At 77.0% G+C, this 17,433-nt stretch carries 21 protein-coding genes and 1 tRNA gene; 14 read left to right on the forward strand and 8 right to left on the reverse strand.

The window, feature by feature from the left end:
* The first annotated feature begins 20 nt into the window (after window positions 1–20).
* The 5 genes from K1Y72_RS31885 (at window position 21) to K1Y72_RS31905 (ending at window position 2,014) form a co-directional block, all read left to right on the forward strand.
* Window positions 21–290, forward strand: a complete 270-nt coding sequence (locus tag K1Y72_RS31885) for a hypothetical protein (RefSeq protein WP_220170319.1) — start codon at window positions 21–23, stop codon at window positions 288–290.
* 140 nt (window positions 291–430) lie between these two features.
* A complete protein-coding gene (locus K1Y72_RS31890; protein ID WP_220170246.1) occupies window positions 431–919 on the forward strand; it encodes a tRNA adenosine deaminase-associated protein in 489 nt (162 codons plus the stop codon).
* A 70-nt stretch (window positions 920–989) separates the two neighbouring features.
* Window positions 990–1,427, forward strand: coding sequence for a tRNA adenosine deaminase-associated protein (locus tag K1Y72_RS31895; protein ID WP_220170247.1), 438 nt, complete (start codon window positions 990–992; stop codon window positions 1,425–1,427).
* Window positions 1,428–1,478: 51 nt separating this feature from the next.
* Window positions 1,479–1,916 (forward strand): tRNA adenosine(34) deaminase TadA, encoded by a 438-nt coding sequence (tadA, locus tag K1Y72_RS31900; RefSeq protein WP_220170311.1) that lies wholly within the window; start codon window positions 1,479–1,481, stop codon window positions 1,914–1,916.
* 10 nt (window positions 1,917–1,926) lie between these two features.
* A tRNA-Ser gene (locus K1Y72_RS31905) sits at window positions 1,927–2,014 on the forward strand.
* 131 nt (window positions 2,015–2,145) lie between these two features.
* Here K1Y72_RS31905 and K1Y72_RS31910 read toward each other — a convergent pair.
* Together K1Y72_RS31910 and K1Y72_RS31915 are read right to left on the reverse strand one after the other, a co-directional pair.
* Window positions 2,146–3,018 carry an EamA family transporter gene (locus tag K1Y72_RS31910; RefSeq protein ID WP_220170248.1) on the reverse strand — a complete coding sequence of 291 codons (873 nt, stop codon included), beginning with the start codon at window positions 3,016–3,018 and terminating at the stop codon, window positions 2,146–2,148.
* Window positions 3,018–3,683 carry a B3/B4 domain-containing protein gene (locus tag K1Y72_RS31915; RefSeq protein WP_220170249.1) on the reverse strand — a complete coding sequence of 222 codons (666 nt, stop codon included), beginning with the start codon at window positions 3,681–3,683 and terminating at the stop codon, window positions 3,018–3,020. The genes K1Y72_RS31910 and K1Y72_RS31915 overlap by 1 nt, the downstream gene beginning before the upstream one ends.
* 102 nt (window positions 3,684–3,785) lie before the next feature.
* Between K1Y72_RS31915 and K1Y72_RS31920 the strand changes: the two genes are divergently transcribed.
* Window positions 3,786–4,361, forward strand: coding sequence for a helix-turn-helix transcriptional regulator (locus tag K1Y72_RS31920; protein WP_220170250.1), 576 nt, complete (start codon window positions 3,786–3,788; stop codon window positions 4,359–4,361).
* A gap of 158 nt (window positions 4,362–4,519) precedes the next feature.
* On the forward strand, window positions 4,520–5,557 hold the full coding sequence (locus K1Y72_RS31925) for a WD40/YVTN/BNR-like repeat-containing protein (RefSeq protein ID WP_220170251.1): 1,038 nt from the start codon (window positions 4,520–4,522) through the stop codon (window positions 5,555–5,557).
* A 34-nt stretch (window positions 5,558–5,591) separates the two neighbouring features.
* Here the strand turns inward: K1Y72_RS31925 and dnaN are convergent, their stop codons facing one another.
* The 3 genes from dnaN to K1Y72_RS31940 form a co-directional block, all read right to left on the reverse strand.
* A complete protein-coding gene (dnaN, locus tag K1Y72_RS31930; RefSeq protein WP_220170252.1) occupies window positions 5,592–6,743 on the reverse strand; it encodes a DNA polymerase III subunit beta in 1,152 nt (383 codons plus the stop codon).
* A gap of 80 nt (window positions 6,744–6,823) precedes the next feature.
* On the reverse strand, window positions 6,824–7,336 hold the full coding sequence (locus K1Y72_RS31935) for a methylated-DNA--[protein]-cysteine S-methyltransferase (RefSeq protein WP_258574294.1): 513 nt from the start codon (window positions 7,334–7,336) through the stop codon (window positions 6,824–6,826).
* A gap of 26 nt (window positions 7,337–7,362) precedes the next feature.
* Window positions 7,363–8,829, reverse strand: coding sequence for an AlkA N-terminal domain-containing protein (locus tag K1Y72_RS31940; protein WP_220170253.1), 1,467 nt, complete (start codon window positions 8,827–8,829; stop codon window positions 7,363–7,365).
* 163 nt (window positions 8,830–8,992) lie between these two features.
* Between K1Y72_RS31940 and K1Y72_RS31945 the strand changes: the two genes are divergently transcribed.
* On the forward strand, window positions 8,993–9,355 hold the full coding sequence (locus tag K1Y72_RS31945) for a nuclear transport factor 2 family protein (protein ID WP_220170254.1): 363 nt from the start codon (window positions 8,993–8,995) through the stop codon (window positions 9,353–9,355).
* Between the two features lie 54 nt (window positions 9,356–9,409).
* Here K1Y72_RS31945 and K1Y72_RS31950 read toward each other — a convergent pair whose 3' ends face one another.
* Both K1Y72_RS31950 and K1Y72_RS31955 read right to left on the reverse strand, forming a co-directional pair.
* Window positions 9,410–10,186 (reverse strand): SDR family NAD(P)-dependent oxidoreductase, encoded by a 777-nt coding sequence (locus K1Y72_RS31950; RefSeq protein WP_220170255.1) that lies wholly within the window; start codon window positions 10,184–10,186, stop codon window positions 9,410–9,412.
* Window positions 10,187–10,191: 5 nt separating this feature from the next.
* Window positions 10,192–11,556, reverse strand: a complete 1,365-nt coding sequence (locus K1Y72_RS31955) for an MFS transporter (protein WP_220170256.1) — start codon at window positions 11,554–11,556, stop codon at window positions 10,192–10,194.
* Window positions 11,557–11,651: 95 nt separating this feature from the next.
* Here K1Y72_RS31955 and K1Y72_RS31960 point away from each other — a divergent pair, with 95 nt between their 5' ends.
* Together K1Y72_RS31960 and K1Y72_RS31965 are read left to right on the forward strand one after the other, a co-directional pair.
* Window positions 11,652–12,500: a helix-turn-helix domain-containing protein gene (locus K1Y72_RS31960; RefSeq protein ID WP_220170257.1), complete on the forward strand. Its 849-nt coding sequence runs from the start codon at window positions 11,652–11,654 to the stop codon at window positions 12,498–12,500.
* A 15-nt stretch (window positions 12,501–12,515) separates the two neighbouring features.
* Window positions 12,516–13,673, forward strand: coding sequence for a methyltransferase (locus K1Y72_RS31965; protein ID WP_220170258.1), 1,158 nt, complete (start codon window positions 12,516–12,518; stop codon window positions 13,671–13,673).
* Here K1Y72_RS31965 and K1Y72_RS31970 read toward each other — a convergent pair.
* Complete coding sequence (locus K1Y72_RS31970) at window positions 13,651–14,511, reverse strand: helix-turn-helix transcriptional regulator (protein WP_220170259.1); 861 nt, start codon at window positions 14,509–14,511, stop codon at window positions 13,651–13,653. The two genes, K1Y72_RS31965 and K1Y72_RS31970, sit on opposite strands and share 23 nt — an antisense overlap.
* Before the next feature lie 72 nt (window positions 14,512–14,583).
* Between K1Y72_RS31970 and K1Y72_RS31975 the strand changes: the two genes are divergently transcribed.
* From K1Y72_RS31975 to K1Y72_RS31990, 4 genes are read left to right on the forward strand one after another with little or no spacing between them, the layout of a single operon-like run.
* Window positions 14,584–15,327 carry an SGNH/GDSL hydrolase family protein gene (locus K1Y72_RS31975; RefSeq protein ID WP_220170260.1) on the forward strand — a complete coding sequence of 248 codons (744 nt, stop codon included), beginning with the start codon at window positions 14,584–14,586 and terminating at the stop codon, window positions 15,325–15,327.
* A gap of 45 nt (window positions 15,328–15,372) precedes the next feature.
* Window positions 15,373–15,702, forward strand: coding sequence for a PadR family transcriptional regulator (locus K1Y72_RS31980; RefSeq protein ID WP_258574296.1), 330 nt, complete (start codon window positions 15,373–15,375; stop codon window positions 15,700–15,702).
* Window positions 15,699–16,556 (forward strand): hypothetical protein, encoded by an 858-nt coding sequence (locus tag K1Y72_RS31985; RefSeq protein WP_220170261.1) that lies wholly within the window; start codon window positions 15,699–15,701, stop codon window positions 16,554–16,556. The genes K1Y72_RS31980 and K1Y72_RS31985 overlap by 4 nt, the downstream gene beginning before the upstream one ends.
* Window positions 16,553–17,395: a hypothetical protein gene (locus K1Y72_RS31990; RefSeq protein ID WP_220170262.1), complete on the forward strand. Its 843-nt coding sequence runs from the start codon at window positions 16,553–16,555 to the stop codon at window positions 17,393–17,395. Before K1Y72_RS31985 ends, K1Y72_RS31990 begins: the two co-directional genes overlap by 4 nt.
* Window positions 17,396–17,433: the final 38 nt, after the last annotated feature.

The raw sequence follows: 17,433 nt of genomic DNA on the forward strand, positions 1-17,433 counted from the left end.
GGACCGGGCACGATGGAGGCATGGACATGCGCGTGCACGACCATGCCGGCCAGCGCCGCGAGCTCGCCGACCGCGTCCGGGAGTCGGCGCCCGACCCGCCCGGGGAGACCGCCGACGCCCTCGCCGGCGACCTGTCGCCCGAGGAGGTCCGCGAGCGCCGCCGGCGCCGCGCCCGGTTCCTGCGCGAGCTCGCCGAGGCGCGCGAGCTGCGCGAGCGGGTGACGCCGCACCGCTCCCGCCGGGCCCGCATCCACGCCGCCCTCCGGCACCGGACCTTTCGTATCAACTGATCGTTATCGGGTAGGTTCGTCCGGCGGTGCCAGCGGGGCACCGTGCTCTCGCGCCGGCGGCGGTTTTCGGCGATGAGGGACGCGAGGGCGCGCTGCATCTGCGACCATGCCCTGGCAGGTAACGCGCCGGTGGGGTGGACATGACCGATGTTGACGAGGCGGAGGACTTCGCCGTCGTGGTGTACCGGGAGGACGACCGGCTCGACGCCGAGATCCTCCCCGTCGCGCTGACCGAGGACCTGGACGGCCTGGTCCACGCGCTGCGCCAGCAGCCGAGCCTCGGCGGCACGATCGGGCTCGTCGCGGTCGGCGACGACTTCTTCGTCGCGCTGCGGCTGCTCGGCGACGAGACGATGGTGTTCCTGTCGGACGTCACCGCCTCGGTCGACTGGCCGCTCGCCCGCCAGGTGCTGGAGTACCTCGACATCCCCGTCCCCGACGACGAGGAGCTCGACCAGGTGCTGCCGGTCGGCGACATGTCGATCTTCGCCGACCTGGGGCTGGACGAGATGGAGCTCGGCGCCATCTCCGGCGACCTGGACCTGTACCCCGACGAGATGCTGATGAGCATCGCCGGGCGGCTCGGCTTCGCGCCCGCCTTCAAGCGCGCCCTCGACACCGTCGGCTGACCCCGCCGCCCGCCGGTGCCCGCCCCGCGGGGGGTGTGCCCGCGGCGCGCCGGTGGGCCACAATGTCCCCGTGCCCTACTTCGCCGCCGTGTTCTCCCGCACCGCCCAGGGCTGGGTCGGCACCGAGCCCGAGCTCGCCGAGGCCGAGAGCGTCGACGACGTCGCCGACCAGCTCCGCGAGGCCGCCGTGGAGACCTACGGCGAGTCGGTCGTCCTGCTGGTCGAGCAGGACGACGACTGGTTCGGCGTCGTCCGCCTCGACGGCCAGGGCGACCCGCGCGCGTACGTGTCGACCGTCCGCGACGACGGCCTCGCCGGGCTGCTGCGCGAGCTGGCCGGCGACGCCGCGGACGGCGCCCCGGGCGGCGACCCCGCGCTGCTGGAGGACCTCGGCGTGTCCGCCGAGCGCCTCGGCGACCTCGGCGACCGCGCCCTGCCGAGCGACGCGCTCGTCACCGTCGCCGAGCTCGCCGGGTTCGCCGAGGAGTTCGACCGGCTGCGCGACTGACCCGCCGTGCCCGTGGACGAGCCGGTGACCGATCTCACCCTCCGCCCCGCGATGCGGCGCGCCCTGGACGAGGCGCGCCGCGCGGGCGAGGCCGGCGACGTGCCCGTCGGCGCCGTCGTCCTCGGCCCGGACGGCGCCGTCCTCGGCACCGGCCGCAACGACCGCGAGGAGACCGGCGACCCGACCGGCCACGCCGAGATCGTCGCGATGCGGCGCGCCGCCGCCGCGCTCGGCGAGTGGCGCCTGGCGGGCTGCACCCTCGTGGTGACCCTGGAGCCCTGCACGATGTGCGCGGGCGCCGCCGTGCAGGCCCGCGTCGCCCGCATCGCCTACGGCGCGGCGGACGCGAAGGCCGGCGCGGTCGGCTCCCTCTGGGACGTCGTCCGCGACCGCCGCCTGAACCACCGCCCCGAGGTGATCTCGGAGGTGCTCGCCGACGAGTGCGCCGCGCTGCTTATCGAGTTCTTCACCACCCGCAGAGTCCGGTAAGCTCCTCCACGGTGGTGTCGCCTAGTGGACGAGGGCGCACGCCTCGAAAGCGTGTGAAGTGCAAGCTTCCGTGGGTTCGAATCCCACCACCACCGCCATCGGCGAAGGCCGCGGTCTCAACGGAGACCGCGGCCCTCGCCGTTTCAGGGGTGCAGGGGGACGCTGCCGCGGAACGCGCCGGCGGCGGTCTCGGCGGGGGCGCCCCGCGTCGAACCGGCCGGAGAAGGGATCAGCCGACGGTGACGAGGGCGACGCCGGCGGCGGCGACGCCGAGGCCGACGCGCTGGATGGCGCGCAGCCGCTCGCTGTAGGCGATGCGGGCGAGCAGCACGGTGATCGCCGGGTAGAGGGAGGTCAGCACGGCGGCGAGGCTGAGCAGGCCCGACTGGGCGGCCGCGAAGTACAGGGCGTTGGCGCCGCCGTCGAGCAGGCCGGACGCGAGCGCGAGGACGAGCGCCGGGCGGCCGAGGTCGCGAAAGCGGGGGCCGGGGACGCCGCCGCGCAGGCGGACCGCGACGGCGAGCGCGACCGCGACGGCGAGGAGGTTGCCGGCGCGGGCGCCGACGACGGGCCAGAGGCCCGCGCCGTCCCCGGCGGCCTTCAGCAGCACGAAGAACACGCCGAAGCAGGCGCCCGACACGAGCGCCATGAGCGGGCCGCTGTCGAGGGGGCCGCCGCCGCCCTCCGCGCGCTCGCCGGCCGGTTCCATGCTGACCAGGCCGATCGCCAGGAGGCAGAGCAGCACCCCGGCGATCGCGACCGGGTCCAGGCGCTCGCCGCGCGCCACCCCGACGAGGACGGGCAGCACGGCGGCGGCGAGCGCCGACACCGGCGCGACGACGCTCATCGGGCCGCGCGCGAGGGCGCGGTAGAAGGTGAGCAGCCCGGCGCCGCCCGCGACGCCGCCCGCGGTGCCGGCGGCGACGGCGGGCGCGGCCGGGGCGCCGCCCGCGGCGACCGCCATCACGACGAGGACGGCGAGGCCGACCGGGACGCTCAGCGTGACGGCGCGGAGCGCCCCGGCGCGGCGCGCGGCCGAGCCGCCGAAGAAGTCGGCGGTCCCGTAGAGCAGCGCGGACAGCAGGGCGAGGGCGGCGGCCATCAGGGCGCCTCGACCAGCCGCGCGGCGATCCGGGCGTCCGGGGAGATCTCGCGGAGGCGGGCGGCGAGCTCGTCGCCGGCCTCGCGGAGGCGCTCGCGGCCGTAGGGGGCGAGGGTCTCCAGCAGGAACAGCGCGTCGGCGGTGTCCTCGGTGATGCGGGTGCGCACGCACTGCCGCCAGTTCCAGCGGCGGCAGGTGACGCCCGCGTCGTCGCGCCAGACGACCTCGCCGGGCGCGGGGTGCTCGACGGCGGGCTCGCCGCCCGCGACGGTGTCGAAGTCCTCCTCACCGGTGGCGCGGACGAGGCGCGCCGGGCCCCGGTAGGCGGCGAGGTCCTCGCCGCCGACGGGCAGCGCGCGGGCGACCGAGACGGCGTTGTAGGCGTCCACGACCAGGTTGACCTGCGGCAGCGCGCCGGCGCGGCGGATCAGCGCGTCCATCGAGGGGCGGGTGCGCTGCGGCTTGGCGCCGAAGGCCCGGTAGGCCTCGCGCCAGGCGTCCAGGTGCGGGTCCTCGGGGTCGGCGCTCTTCGCGGCGTCGGCGAGCCAGGCCGCCGAGCGGGCGTCGCTCGGTCCGCCGGTCAGGCCGTGCGCGGTGACGGCGAGGACGGCGTAGTCGGGACGCAGCGCGTACACGGCGGCGTCGACGGTGATCTCGTCGGGCATCGGTGGTTCCCTCCCCCGGACCGCGGCTCCCGCGCGGTCATTTCATTGAACTACATATAGCATTGAGTCGACCGGAAGCGGGAATCGCGGGAGGCGGGGCGCATGGCGGACGGCGGGGCGGAGCGGGGGGCGGTCGGCGAGGCCGTCGCGCGGAAGGTGCGGGCGCTCCGCGCCGGGCACGGCTGGAGCCTGGACGAGCTCGCCGGCCGCGCCGGGGTGAGCAAGGGCATGCTCGTCGGCCTGGAGCAGGGCCGCGGCAACCCCAACCTCAGCACGCTCGTGCGGATCTCCGAGGCGCTCGGGGTGCCGCTCACCCGCCTCGTGCAGGCCGAGGAGGAGCCGGCCGTGCGGCTGTTCCCGCCGTCCCGGCAGGTGGTGCTCTGGGAGGGCGCGCACGGCGGGACCGGCACGCTGCTCGCCGGCAGCGACCCGCGGCCCTCGCTGGAGCTCTGGACGTGGGACCTGCGGCCCGGCGAGCTGCGCGACAGCGACGCCCACGCCCCCGGCGTCAAGGAGATCGTGCACGTGCGGGAAGGCGTGCTGACGCTGCGCGTGGACGGCGCCGCCGAGCGGCTCGACGCCGGTACGGCGGCGGTTTTCGCGGGCGACCGCCCGCACGGCTACGGAAACGACACCGGCCTCCCCACCCGTTTCGTGCTGACCGTTCTGGACCCCTGAACCGGGACGTCCCGCCCGCCGTCGTCCATATCGGAGACTTCGTGGAGCCGGGGGGTGCGCGTCTTGGTTGAATGGGAGGGCGGACGCTCGTCAGGTGCCGGCCCGCGCCCGGCGGTCGTCCCCGACGGGCTCCCACCCAGAGCTGAGGGGCGGCAGGTGTGAGGCGAGAGCAGACCCAGCGCCATCCGCGGGTCACCGGCACCATGCTGGCGCTCCCGGCGGGCGCCGCCGCCTGGCGGGCCGTCGCCCCGCCCGCCGTGCCCGGCCCGCACCTGCTGAGCGGCGTCGCCGCGGTGTCGGCCACCGAGGCGTGGGCCGTCGGCAACGCCGGTCAGGCCCCGCTCGCCGCCCGCTGGGACGGCGCCTCCTGGACGGTGCCGCCCGGCGCCCCGGTGAACCCCGGGCTCGCCGGGGCGTCCCTCCAGGACGTCGCCGTCCTCGCCGCCGGCCGCGCCGTCGCCGTCGGCGGCGGCCACGACCGGCTCGCGGGCGCCGAGGTCCCGCTGCTGCACGAGTGGGACGGCGCGGCCTGGACGGCGTGGGACGGCGGCGGCCCCGGCCGGGTGCTGACCGGCGTCGCCACGGCCGGCGACGAGGTGTGGGCCGTCGGGCACGGCTTCCCGTGGGGCGGGGCCGAGGGGCCGCTCGTGCTGCACCGGGCGGACGGCGGCTGGCGGCCGGTGCCCGTCCCGGCGGTGCCGCGGGGGCGGCTGCTCGCGGTGTCGGGCACCGCGCCCGACGACGTGTGGGCCGTCGGCGCCGCCGACCGGGCCGCCCTCGTCCTGCACTACGACGGCCGCGCCTGGCGCCGGACCCCCGTCCCGGCGCTGCGCGCGCCGCTCGCCGACGTGGCGGCGGTGTCGCGGACCGAGGCGTGGGCCGTCGGCCGCGACCAGGTGCTGCGCTGGAACGGCCGCCGCTGGACGCGGGTGAAGGCCCCGGTGACCGGCGCGAACACGGTGACGGCGGCGTCCGGCACGGTGTGGGTCGCGGGCGGCGGCGGCGAGCTGGCCCGCTTCGACGGCCGCGCCTGGACGCGCGACGCGTCGGCCGCGCCGCCGTTCGGCGCGGCGGCCGTCTGGCTGGCGTCGGCCTCGGACCCGGGCGGCGTCTGGCTCGCCGGCACCCGCCAGGTCGCCGATCCCGAGGCCCCCGGCGGCGCCCCCTCCGTCCCCGCCCGCACCGCCGACGGCTGACCGGCCCGGCGGGCACGCCGGCCCGTGCGGCGCGTCAGCCCGTGAGGCGGACCGGCATGGCCAGGTAGCGGAAGCCGGTGTCGGCGTCGTCGTCGGGTTCCCCGTCGCCGTCCGGGTCGGGGATGCCGGTGAGGAGGGCGGCCTTGGTGGGGCCGGTGCACTCCAGGCGGACGCGGGCGGTGGCCAGGGCGTTGAGCCCGTCCAGGAGGTACTGGGGGCTGAAGGCGATGTCGACGTCGTCGCCGACGATGTCGGCGGCGACGGCCTCGCGGGCGCGGGCGGCGTCGCCGGTGGCGGCGCGGACCTGGACCTGGCCGCCGGTGAAGTCGAGGCGGACGGGCGTGCCGCGCTCGGCGACGAGCGCGACGCGCTTCACCGCCTCCACCAGCGGGACGCGGGCGATGGCGACGGTGGTGGACCAGGTGCCGGTGAGGCGGGACCGGTAGTCGATGTACTGCTCGTCCAGCAGCCGGGTCGTCATGCTGCGGCCGCCGCCCGACACGCCGATGAGGGTGTCGGCGGTGCCGGTGAGGTCGATGGCGACCTCCGCGCCGGGCCGGATGGCCTTGGCGGTGTCGGCGAGGGTGCGGGCCGGGACGACGACGCCCGCGGTGAAGCCGTCCGCGGCCGGCGACCAGCCGATCTCGACGGCGGCGATGCGGTACCGGTCGGTGCAGGCGAGGCGGAGGGCGGGGCCGTCGAAGTCCATCCGGACGCCGGTCAGCATCGGCAGCGTGTCGTCGCGGCCGGCGGCCGGGACGACCTGCGCGACGGCGGCGGCGAACGCCTCGCCGGGCACCGTCCCGGCGGGGGCGGGCGCCTCGGGCAGCGTCGGGTAGTCCTCGACCGGCATGATCTGCAGGCCGAACTCGGCGCTGCCGCACCGCACCTCGACCTCCGAGCCCTTGGCGGCGACCTCGACGGCGCCGCCCGCGGGCAGGCTGCGCACGATGTCGGCGAGCAGCCGCCCCGACACCAGGACCCGGCCGGGCTGCACCACCTCGGCGTCGAACTCGGCGCGCGCCGACATCTCGTAGTCGAAGCCGGCGACCGCCATCCGCCCCTCGCCGGCGCTCTCCACGAGCATCCCGGCGAGGACCGGCAGCGCGGGCCGCGCGGGCAGGCTGCGCGCCGCCCACGCGACCGCGTCGGCGAGCGCCTGGCGCTCCGCCCGGAACTCGACCATGGCCGGCCTCCTCTGCTGGATCGGTCGTGCGTCCGTCTCCGACGGTAGCCGCGACCTCTGACATTCCCGCCGAGCGGCCGTCAGAACAGCGCGCTGCCCCTCTCGAAGTCCAGCAGGTAGCGCTTGTTGGCGAGGCCGCCGCCGTAGCCGGTGAGGTCGCCGCCCGACCCGACGACGCGGTGGCAGGGCACGATGACGCTGACGGGGTTGCGGCCGTTGGCGAGGCCGACGGCGCGGGACGCCGACGGGTTGCCGAGGCGCCGCGCGAGCTCCCCGTAGCTGATCGTCTCGCCGTAGGGGATGGCGCGGAGCTGCTCCCAGACGGCCCGCTGGAACGGGGTGCCGTGCAGCGACAGGGGCACGTCGAACTCGCTCAGCGTCCCGTCGAAGTAACGGCCGAGCTGGTCGGCGGCGGCGTCGAGGTGGGCGCCGCCGGGGACGCGGTCCCCGAACGTGGCGGGTTCGGGCATGTGCCGGTGGCCGGTCATGTAGAGGCCGCTGATGCCGTCCTCGTCGGCGACGAGGGTGAGCGGCCCGACCGGGCTGTCGATGACGGTGTGCGTCTGCTCGCGCGGCGGCGTGCGGGTGGCCATGGTGTCCTCCTCCGGTAAGGGAATGGTCAGGCGGGCAGGCGGTTGACGGCGTGGTCGCCGGTCGCCCACAGGTGCTGGACGGCGTAGGCGCGCCAGGGCCGCCAGGCGGCGGCGCGGCGGGTGAGGGCGGCCGGGGTGGCCGGCAGGTCGAGCGCCTTGGCGGCGGCGCGGATGCCGAGGTCGCCGGGCAGGAACGCGTCGGGGTCGCCGAGAGCGCGCATGGCGATGGTCTCGATGGTCCAGGGCCCGAAGCCGGGCAGTTCGGCGAGGCGGGCGCGGGCGGCGTCCCAGTCGGCGCCGGCGCCGACGTCCAGGGAACCGTCCGCGAGGGCCGCGACGAGCCCTTGCAGGGTGGCGCGCCGGGCGCGCGGGAGCCGCAGTGACTCCGGGTCGAGGCCGGCGAGCGCGTCGGGCGTCGGGAACAGGTGGGTGAGGCCGCCGCCGGGGTCGCGGACGGGGTCGCCGTGGGCGGTGACGAGGCGGGCGGCGTGCGTGCGGGCGGCGGCCGTGGACACCTGCTGTCCCAGGACCGCGCGGACGGCGAGCTCCTCGGGGTCGGTGGTGCGCGGGACGCGGCGGCCGGGCGCCTTGCGGACGAGCGGCTCCAGCGCCGGGTCGGCGGCGAGCAGCTCGTCGACGGCGACCGGGTCGGCGTCCAGGTCGAGCAGGCGGCGGCAGCGGCTGATCGCGATGGTGAGGTCGCGGACGTCGGCCAGGTGCAGCGTGCAGGCGACGTGGTCGGGCGCCGGGCGGAGCGCGGCGATCCCGGCGCCGTGCGGGAGGCGCAGCGTCCTCCGGTAGGCGCCGTCGCGCCACTCCTCCACGCCGGGGACGGCGGTCGCGGCGAGGTGCCCGAACAGGTTGTCGGGGTACAGCGGCGCCCGGAACGGCAGCCGCAGCGCGAGCGCGCCCGGCGCGGGGGCGGGGCGGCGCGCGGCGCGCTCGCGCAGCGCCGACGGGGTGAGCGCGAACACCTCGCGGACGGTGTCGTTGAAGGCGCGGATGCTGGCGAACCCGGCGGCGAACGCCACGTCGCCCATCGGCATCGCGGTGGTCTCGACGAGCAGCCGCGCCGTCTGGGCGCGCTGGGCGCGGGCGAGCGCGAGCGGCCCGGCGCCGAGCTCGGCGTTCAGCTGCCGCTCGATCTGGCGGGCGCTGTAGCCGAGGCGGGCGGCGAGGCCGGTGACGCCGTCGCGGTCGACGACGCCGTCGGCGATGAGCCGCATCGCGCGGGCGACGGCGTCCGCGCGGTGGTTCCACTCCGGGGAGCCGGGGGAGGTGTCGGGGCGGCAGCGCTTGCAGGCGCGGTAGCCGGCCTGCTGGGCGGCGGCGGCGCTCGGGTGGAAGGTCATGTTCTCGGGCCTCGGCGTCACCGCCGGGCAGCTCGGCCGGCAGTAGATGCCGGTGGTGCGCACGGCGGTGAAGAACCAGCCGTCGAACCGCGCGTCCTTGGAGCGGACGGCGCGGACGCAGCGCTCGGTGTCCTCGTGCATGCCTCCAGCATCACCGATGGAACGGCCCGTCACTGGCAGGAAAACGACATCGACGTCGCGCGGGGCCGGGGCGTTCCGCCATGACCCCCCAGGTAATCGCCCCCGCTACCCGCCGACCGGCAGAGTCGGGGACATCAGCCGGAACACTACGGAGGAGACCGACATGACCGACGCCCGCACCCTCGCCGAACGCTACATCGCCGCCTGGAACGAGCAGGACGGGGCGGCCCGCCGCGCCGCCGTCGCGGACCTGTGGACCGAGGGCGCCGTCTACACCGACCCGCTCGGCGTCGCCGAGGGCCGCGACGCCATCGCCGCGACGATCGGCGCCGTGCAGGAGCAGTTCGCCGGGATGGTGTTCGCGCTGGTCGGCGACGTGGACGCGCACCACGACGTCGTCCGCTTCACCTGGGGCCTCGGGCCGGCGGGTGCCGAGCCGCTCGTCGTGGGGTTCGACGTCGCCGTCCTCGCCGGGGACGGCCGGATCGACAAGGTCCACGGGTTCCTGGACAAGGTGCCCGCCTGAACGCGCCGGGCGCGCGGGCCCCGGAGGGGGGTCCGCGCGCCCGGTGGCGGCGTGTCAGATTTGGCGCAGGGCGCCGCCGTCCACCGCCCACTCGGCGCCGGTGACCTGCCCGGCGAGCGGCGACAGCAGGTAGGCGATCACCCGGGCGACGTCGCCGGGGGCGCCGAGCCGCCCCGACGGCAGCCGCCGCTCCTCGGCGACGAACCGCTCGACGGCCTCCTCGACCGGCAGGCCGTGGCGGGCGGCGAGCTGCTCGGCGAACCCGCCGGGCGCGTCCCACAGGCGCGTCCGCGTCGGGCCGGGCGCGACGACGTTGGACCGCACCCCGCACGGCCCGAACTCGGCCGCGAGGGTCTTGGACACCGACAGCAGCGCGGTCTTGGCGGCGGCGTAGTCGACCAGCGGGGTGTCGGGGAAGCGGGCCGCCTCGCTGGTGACGTGCACGAGGCTCCCGCCGCCCTGGTCGATCAGCGCGGGCAGCGCGGCCCGCGCCGCCCGCACCGCCGCGTGGAAGTTGAGCTCGAAGGCGGCGTGCCACTGGTCGTCGGTGACGTCCAGGAACCCGATCCGCGGCTCCAGCCCCCCGGCGTTGTTGACCAGGCCGTCCAGCCGCCCGTGCAGGTCCAGCGCGGCCGCCACGACGCGCTCGGCGGCGCCCGGGTCGGTGAGGTCGGCGGCGACGGTGCGGACGCCCTCGGGGTCGCGGCCCGGCCGGCGGGCGGCGCCGACGACGTGCGCGCCCTCGGCGGCGAGCAGCCGCGCCGTCGCCTCGCCGATGCCGGCGGACGAGCCGGTCACGATGAACACCCGGTCCTTCAGTTCGAGGTCCATCCCGGTCACCGGCGCTTCAGGAAGGCGAGGGCGAGGCCGGCGCCGAGGAGCGCCACGGCCGCGTTGACCAGGGTGGCGGTGTGCACGCCGGTGAGGACCCCGACGCTCCCGGCGGTCGCGACGGCGCTCATCACCGGGATGCCGAGGGTGATCGCGACCTGCTGCGTCATGGTGGCGAGGCCGGTCGCGAGGCCCTGCTCCCCGTCGGGCAGGCCGCTCGTCGCGGTGCCCATGAACGCCACGATCGCGACGAGGTTCCCGAACCCGCCGACGGCGGTCGCGACGAGCAGCAGCGGCAGCGACGCGTGCGTCCCGCCGAGGCCGGCGAGCGCGGCCGTCGCGACGGCCTGGAGCGTCAGGCCGGCGGCGAGGGTGGCGCGGCCGCCGAGGCGTCCCATGATGCGCGGGGCGGCGATCCCGCCCGACACGGTCCCGGCGCCGAGGACGGCGAGCGCGAGGCCCGTCGCGAGCGGCGAGTAGCCGAGGACGCGCTGCAGGTACAGCGTCATGAGGAACACCAGCGACGTCTCGGTGGCGAAGGCGATGAACCCGCCGGCGTTGCCCCAGGCGACGGTGCGCTTGGTGAGGACGCCGAGAGGGACGAGCGGCGCGGCGGCGCGGCGCTCGGCGAGGACGAACAGCACGAGCAGCACCGCGGCGACCGGCAGCGCCCACGCCCAGGTGGTGATGCCGAGGACGAGGGCGAGCAGCCCGCCGGTCACCGTGACGGCGCCGGGGACGTCGAGGCGGGCCCGGCCGCCGTCGCGGCTCTCGGTGATCACGGCGGAGGTGACGGCGAGGACGAGCAGCGCGACGGGCACGTTCACCAGGAACGCCCACCGCCAGCTCAGCAGGTCGGTGAGCACGCCGCCGAGGACGGCGCCGACGGTGAAGCCCGCCGACATCAGCGCGCCGCTCAGCCCGAGCGCCCGCGCCCGCAGCGGCCCCTCGGCGAACGACGTGGTGATCAGCGACAGCGCGGCGGGCGTCGCGATCGCGGTGGCGAGCCCTTGCAGGACGCGGCCGGCCAGCAGCAGCGCCGGGTTCGCCGCGAGGCCGCCGAGCAGCGAGCCCGCCGCGAGGAGCGCCATGCCGAGCAGCAGCATGCGGCGGCGTCCCACCAGGTCGGCGACGCGGCCGAACAGCAGCGTGAGGCCGGCGGCGGGCAGCGCGAACGCCGTCGCGATCCATTGCAGGGAGCCGAGGCCGAAGCCGAGGCCCGCGCCGACGGCGGGCATCGCGACGTTGAGGATGGAGAAGTCGATGGCGAGCATGAACTGCGCGCCGAGCAGCAGGGTGAGGACGAGCTTCTGCCGGGGGGTCATCCCGGTGGCGGCCCGCGCGGGGCGGGCCTCGGTGAGGGCTGTCATGCACCCCAAGATCGTCCGTGCCGGCGCGGGTACCCAGCCCCCGCCCGTTCGTACCACCAGCAGTAGCAGGCTGGGGGTGCCGCTAGCCTCGTCCCGTGCTGGGCGAATTCCTGAAATCGCGGCGGGCGGGGCTGCGTCCCGAGGACGTGGGGCTGCGCGACTACGGCGGGCGGCGCCGCGTCCCCGGGTTGCGCCGCGAGGAGCTCGCGCAGCTCGCCGGCGTCAGCGTCGCCTACTACATCCGCCTGGAGCAGGGGCACGCCGACAACGTGTCGGACGAGATCCTGGACGCGATAGCGCGCGCGCTGCGGCTGGACCCCGCCGAACGCGACCACCTGCACCGGCTCGCGCATCCGCGCCGGGACCGGCCGCCGGAGGAGCCGGTGGTGCTGCGGCCGCCGCTCCGGCACCTGCTGGACGCGATCACGCACGCGCCCGCCTACATCGTCGGGCACCGCACCGAGGTCGTCGCCTGGAACCGGCTGACCGCCGAGGTCTTCGTGGACCTGGCCGCCGTCCCGCCGGCCGAGCGGACCTGGAGCCACCAGATCCACCTGAACCTGGACTACCGGGCGCGGCTCGGCGCGAACTGGCCCGTCGTCGCCCGCCGCAACGCCGCCTACCTGCGGTTCCGGGCCGGGGAGGACCCCGGCGACCGGCGGCTCGCCGCGCTGGTCGCCGAGCTGCGCGAGCGCAGCCCCGGCTTCGCGGGGCTCTGGGACGAGCACCGCGTCGGCGGCCTCGACCACGGCGAGGCCCGCATCGAGCACCCGGCCGAGGGGCCGCTCGTCCTGCCGTTCGAGACGCTGCACCTGCCCGGCGACCCGCAGATCAGCCGCCTGATGCTGTACGCGGCCGAGCCGGGGTCGGCGTCGGAGGCGGCGCTGCGGCGGCTCGCCGCGACGTCGACCCGCCTGTCCAGCGCCGAACTCGCGGCGGGGTGAGGCACCATCGGGCGAATGGAACCCCTGCTGAACCGGGCACTGCTGGAGTGGGACGAGGACGGTGCGCGGCGGTCGGCGCGCTGGCGGTCGGACGGCCGGACGGGCGCGCCGCGGCGCGTGACCGTCGTCGACGACTCGCTCAAGGCCGATACGGCGTTCCGGCTGGCCAGTGAGGGCACGGCGCTGCTGTGGCGGGGCGACTACCAGAACGCCCGCGCGCTGCTTCAGGCGATGGCGCGCCGCGTCGACCGTCCTAAGCGGCGGCCCAAGCAGGCGCCCGAGGGCGCGCAGGCGTTCCACCTGTACCGGCAAGCGCGCGCGCAGCGGGCGCGGCTGCTCGGGATGCTGCTGATTCCCGTGGACGCGGGCCACGTCGTCGCGTTGCGGCGGGCGCCTGATGTGCGGGAGGCGTGCGTCCGCGCGTTCGGCCCGGCCGACGAGCCGTACGTGACGTCGCTGAGGGACCTGCTCGGTGCCATCGGCGCCAATGAGTGGCGGGAGAAGGGCGTCCCGGTGCCCGCGCTCGGCGGCGACCGGATCCACCCGCACTACGGCGTTTTCTCCCCGGTCCGCGGCGAGTACGTCGATCTGGTGGCGGAGGCACCGCTCCCCCCGGCCGCCACCGCGTTCGATATCGGGACGGGTACGGGTGTGCTGGCGGCGGTCCTGGCGCGGCGCGGCGTCCCCGAAGTCGTCGCGACCGACGTCGACCCGCGCGCGCTCGCCTGCGCCGAAGAGAACGCGGCCCGGCTCAAGGTCGCCGACCGCGTCCGTATCGAGCGGGCCGACCTGTTCCCGGCGGGACGGGCCGGGCTGGTCGTCTGCAACCCGCCCTGGCTGCCCGGCAAGGCCGCCACCTCGCTGGAGGGGGCGGTGTACGACCCGGACTCGCGGATGCTGCGCGGCTTCCTGGACGGTCTCGCCGGCCGCCTGGAATCGGGCGGCGAGGGCTGGCTCGTCATCTCCGACCTCGCCGAGCTCCTCGGCCTGCGCGCGCCCGGCGAGCTCACCGGCCGGTTCGGCGCCGCCGGGCTGTGCGTCCTCGGCCGCCTGGACGCGCGTCCCCGCCACCCGAAGGCCGTCGACGCGGGCGACGCCCTGCACGCGGCGCGCGCCGCCGAGGTGACGACGCTCTGGCGGCTCGGCGCCGTCAGCGATGCGCCGCGTGGGTGACCTCGGGGCCGACGTGCCCGAGCAGCTCCAGCGCGTCGAGGCCCGGTGACCCCGGCGGCGGGGTGAACACCAGCATCCGCTGGTCCTCGGCGGGGGTGAGGAGCGCCTCGACGTCCAGCTCGATGAGCCCGACCGTCGGGTGCTTCACCCGCATCCGGCTCTGCCGGCGGACCGCCACCTCGTGCCGCTCCCACAGCGCGGCGAACTCCGCGCTCGCCCCGGTCAGCCGGGCGACGAGCTCCGTCGACCGCGCGTCGTGGCCGCGCCGGGCGACGGCCGCCCGCAGGTCGGCGGCGTGCATGCGGCTGATGGCGGCGCACTCCTCGGCCGAGTACGGCTCGCGCTGGTACGGCTCGGTGAACCAGCGCAGCACGATGTTGCGGCCGGCGGGCTCGATCGAGCAGACGCAGCCGAGCAGCGCCTCGGCCATGGCGTTCTGCGCGAGCAGGTCGCCGATGTCGGAGACGATGTGCGCGGGCGTGCCGGCCAGCCGGTCCAGCAGGTGGAGCAGGCCGGGCCGCACGTGCTCTCCGGCCTGCCGCCCGGCGGGCGGGCGGTGCCCGGCCAGCAGGTACAGGTGGTCGCGCTCGTCCTCGGTGAAGCGCAGCGCGCGCGCGAGCGCGGCCAGCATCTGCGCGGACGGCTGCGGGCTGCGGGCCTGCTCCAGGCGCATCAGGTAGTCGGCGGACATGCCCGCGAGCTGCGCCACCTCCTCCCGGCGCAGGCCGGGCGTGCGGCGGCGGCCGCCGGCCCCGGCGGCGACGCTGATGCCGACCTCGGCCGGGCGCAGCCGCTCCCGGGAGCGGCGCAGGAAATCAGCCAGTTCGTGGCGGTCCATCCCGCCATTATCGGCGCCGCGCGGGGCGGGACGGCTGGACGCGGGCCGCGGCGGTGCGCCACCCTCGACCGCATGATCTTCGAGGGCGCCGGCTACGTGGCGATGGGCAGCTCGTTCGCCGCCGGCCCGGGCATCGCCCCGGCCGCCGACCGGCGGGCGGGCCGCTCGGCGGCGAACTACCCGCACCTGGTCGCGGCAGCGCTCGGGCTGCGCCTCACCGACGTCACCTTCTCCGGCGCGACCACCGCGCACCTGCTGGACGCCCCGCAGCGCGGGCGGCCGCCGCAGATCGCCGCCGTCCGGCCGGACACCCGCCTCGTCACCGTCACCGCGGGCGGCAACGACGCCGGGTACATCGGGTCGCTGATCAAGGCCGGCGCCCTGCCGGGGCCGTTCCGCCGGTCCGCCCGGATCCCCGAGGCGGCGGCGTTCGACGCGGTCGCGGCGTCGCTGGCCCGCGTCGTGCGGGCGGTCCGTGCTCACGCGCCGGGCGCGCGCGTCCTGCTGGTCGACTACCTGCCCGTCCTGGACCCCGCCACCAGCGGCGCCGACGGGCTGCCGCTGACTCCCGAGCAGGCCCGCCGGGCGCGGGCGGCGGCCGCCGCGCTGACTTCGGCGTTCCGCCGGGCGGCCGGGGAGGGCGCGGAGTTCGTCGAGGTCGCGGACGCCGCACGCGGCCACGGCCACCGCTCCCCCGCCCCGTGGACCACCGGGTTCGCGCGGTCGTGGCCGTTCCGCGGCGCCGTCCCGTACCACCCGACGGGCGCGGGCATGGAGGCGCTCGCGGCGCTCGTGGTGGACCGCCTCGCCGCCTGATACTTCGCTTGCCGATATATCCGTCGCCGATATATGGTGCGGGGCATGGCACGGCCCATGACCGAACCCACCTACTTCATCCTCGCCGCGCTCCTGGACGGCCCGAGCCACGGCTACGGGATCATCAAGCTCGCCGAGCGCGAGTCCGGCGGCCGCGTCCGGCTCGCCGTCGGCACCCTCTACGGCGCGCTCGACCGGCTCGCCGAGGCGGGCCTCGTCGCGCTCGACCGCGAGGAGACCGTCCAGGGCCGGCCCCGCCGCTACTACCGCATCACGGACGACGGCCAGGACGCCGTCGCCGCCGAGGCGGCCCGCATGCGCGCGGCCGCGCTCGCCGTGACCCGCAGACTCCCCCCGAGGACGGCACCCGCATGACCGACCGGATGGAACGCCACTACCGGCGGGCGATGCTCGCCTACCCCCGCGGCTACCGCGCCGCCAACACCGACGCCGTCGTCGCCACGCTGCTGGAGGTGCGCGGCCCCGTCGCCCGCGAGACCCTCGCCCTCGTCCGCGGCGGCCTCGCCGAACGGCTGCGGGAGCGGACCGCCCGCACCCCCTGGTGGGCCGGCGGCCTGCACCTGGCCGCGCTGGCCGTCCTCGCCTCCGCCGCCACCTGGGCGCTGCCGCTGATGAACCTGCGCCCCGTGTCCGGCGTCCTGCTGGTGGCGGCGGCCCTCCTCACCGCGCTCGGCCGCGTCCGCCTCGCCCTGCCGTTCGCGCTCGCCCTGACGCCCCACCCCGTCCGGCCGCTGATCGGCCCGGACGACGTCGGCGTGGCCTGGTACAGCGGGCGCCCCCTCGCCGCCGACTACGGGCCGTGGACGCTGACGGTGATCCTGTGGGCGCCCGCCGTGCTGCTCGCGGTCCTCAGCCTGCGGCGCGGCCCCCGCCTGCCCCGGCGCAGCCTCCTCTGGCCCGCCGTGATCGCGGCGATGGCCGTCTACGCCCACTCCCTGAACTTCGACACCGCCCCCGACTGGGAGCCGTCCTTCGCGCTCCTGCGCACCGCCTGCGAGGCCGGCGCCCTCCTCCTCGTCCTGGCCGCGACCGCCCTCGTCCGCGACGCCCGCTGGGCCCTGGCAGCGACCGTCTACCTGGCCTGCACGGTGGCCCCCGCCGCCCTGCTCGCCGCCAACTCCCCGCACCGGACCGCCGCGTACGGAACCCTGGCGGCGCTCACCCTCCTGGCCATCGCCACGTCCCGTCGAAAGGAGCGCACGGCGTGACCGCCCGGCTGGAACGCCACTACCGGCGCGCCATGCTCGCCTACCTCCGCGACTACCGCGAGGCCCACGCGGACGCCATCGTCGCCACCCTGCTGGAGGCACACGGCCCCACTCTCCGCGAGTTACCCGCCCTCGTCCGCAGCGGCCTGGCCGAACGCATCCGGGCCGCCACCCGCCACCCCGCCCCCTGGTGGGCCGACGGCCTCCATCTCAGCGCTCTCGCCATGCTCCTGGGCTGCGCGGCGGCGGCCGTCTCCGGGCTGCGTTACGACTGGGGACTCACGGGCGGGCTACTGCTCGTGACGGTGCTCGCGGCGCTCGGCCGCGTCCGCCTCGCCTTGCCGGCCGCCGCGCTCCTGGCGCTGTACGTCGATCTGGGCGGCAACGGCTCCGGGCTGGGTCCTGGACTGCCGATGGGGTTCTGGGGGACCGCCATCAGGATCGGGCACTGGCAGCTCACCGGCATGTTCTGGCTGCCCGTCGCGCTCCTCGCGGTGCTCGCCGCGCTGCCGTGGCGGCCCCGGCCGCGCGGCCCGGTGTGGATCGCCGCGATGGCGGTACTGCTCGCCTACGGCCTCGCGCTCGGGACGAGCGGCACCTGGTGGGCGCTGGCGCGGGGCGGCGTCGAGTGCGGGGTGCTGGCGGCGGCGATCGTCGCGGGCGCGGTCGCGCGGGACGCCCGCTGGGCGCTCATGGGCGCCCTCTACCTGGTCCACGCGTGGGCGCCGCTCGCGCTGCTCGGCAGCGTCGGCACGTCGCGCGCGATCGTGCACTGGGGCGTGCTCGCGGGCCTCGCCCTCCTCGCCGCCGCCGCGTCCCGGCGACCCGTCCGGACCTGACCGGGACGCCCGCCGCCCACCGCCTCCCTCCACAGTGA

Source organism: Actinomadura parmotrematis (genome assembly GCF_019458805.1).
In the GTDB taxonomy this organism is placed as follows: domain Bacteria; phylum Actinomycetota; class Actinomycetes; order Streptosporangiales; family Streptosporangiaceae; genus Spirillospora; species Spirillospora parmotrematis.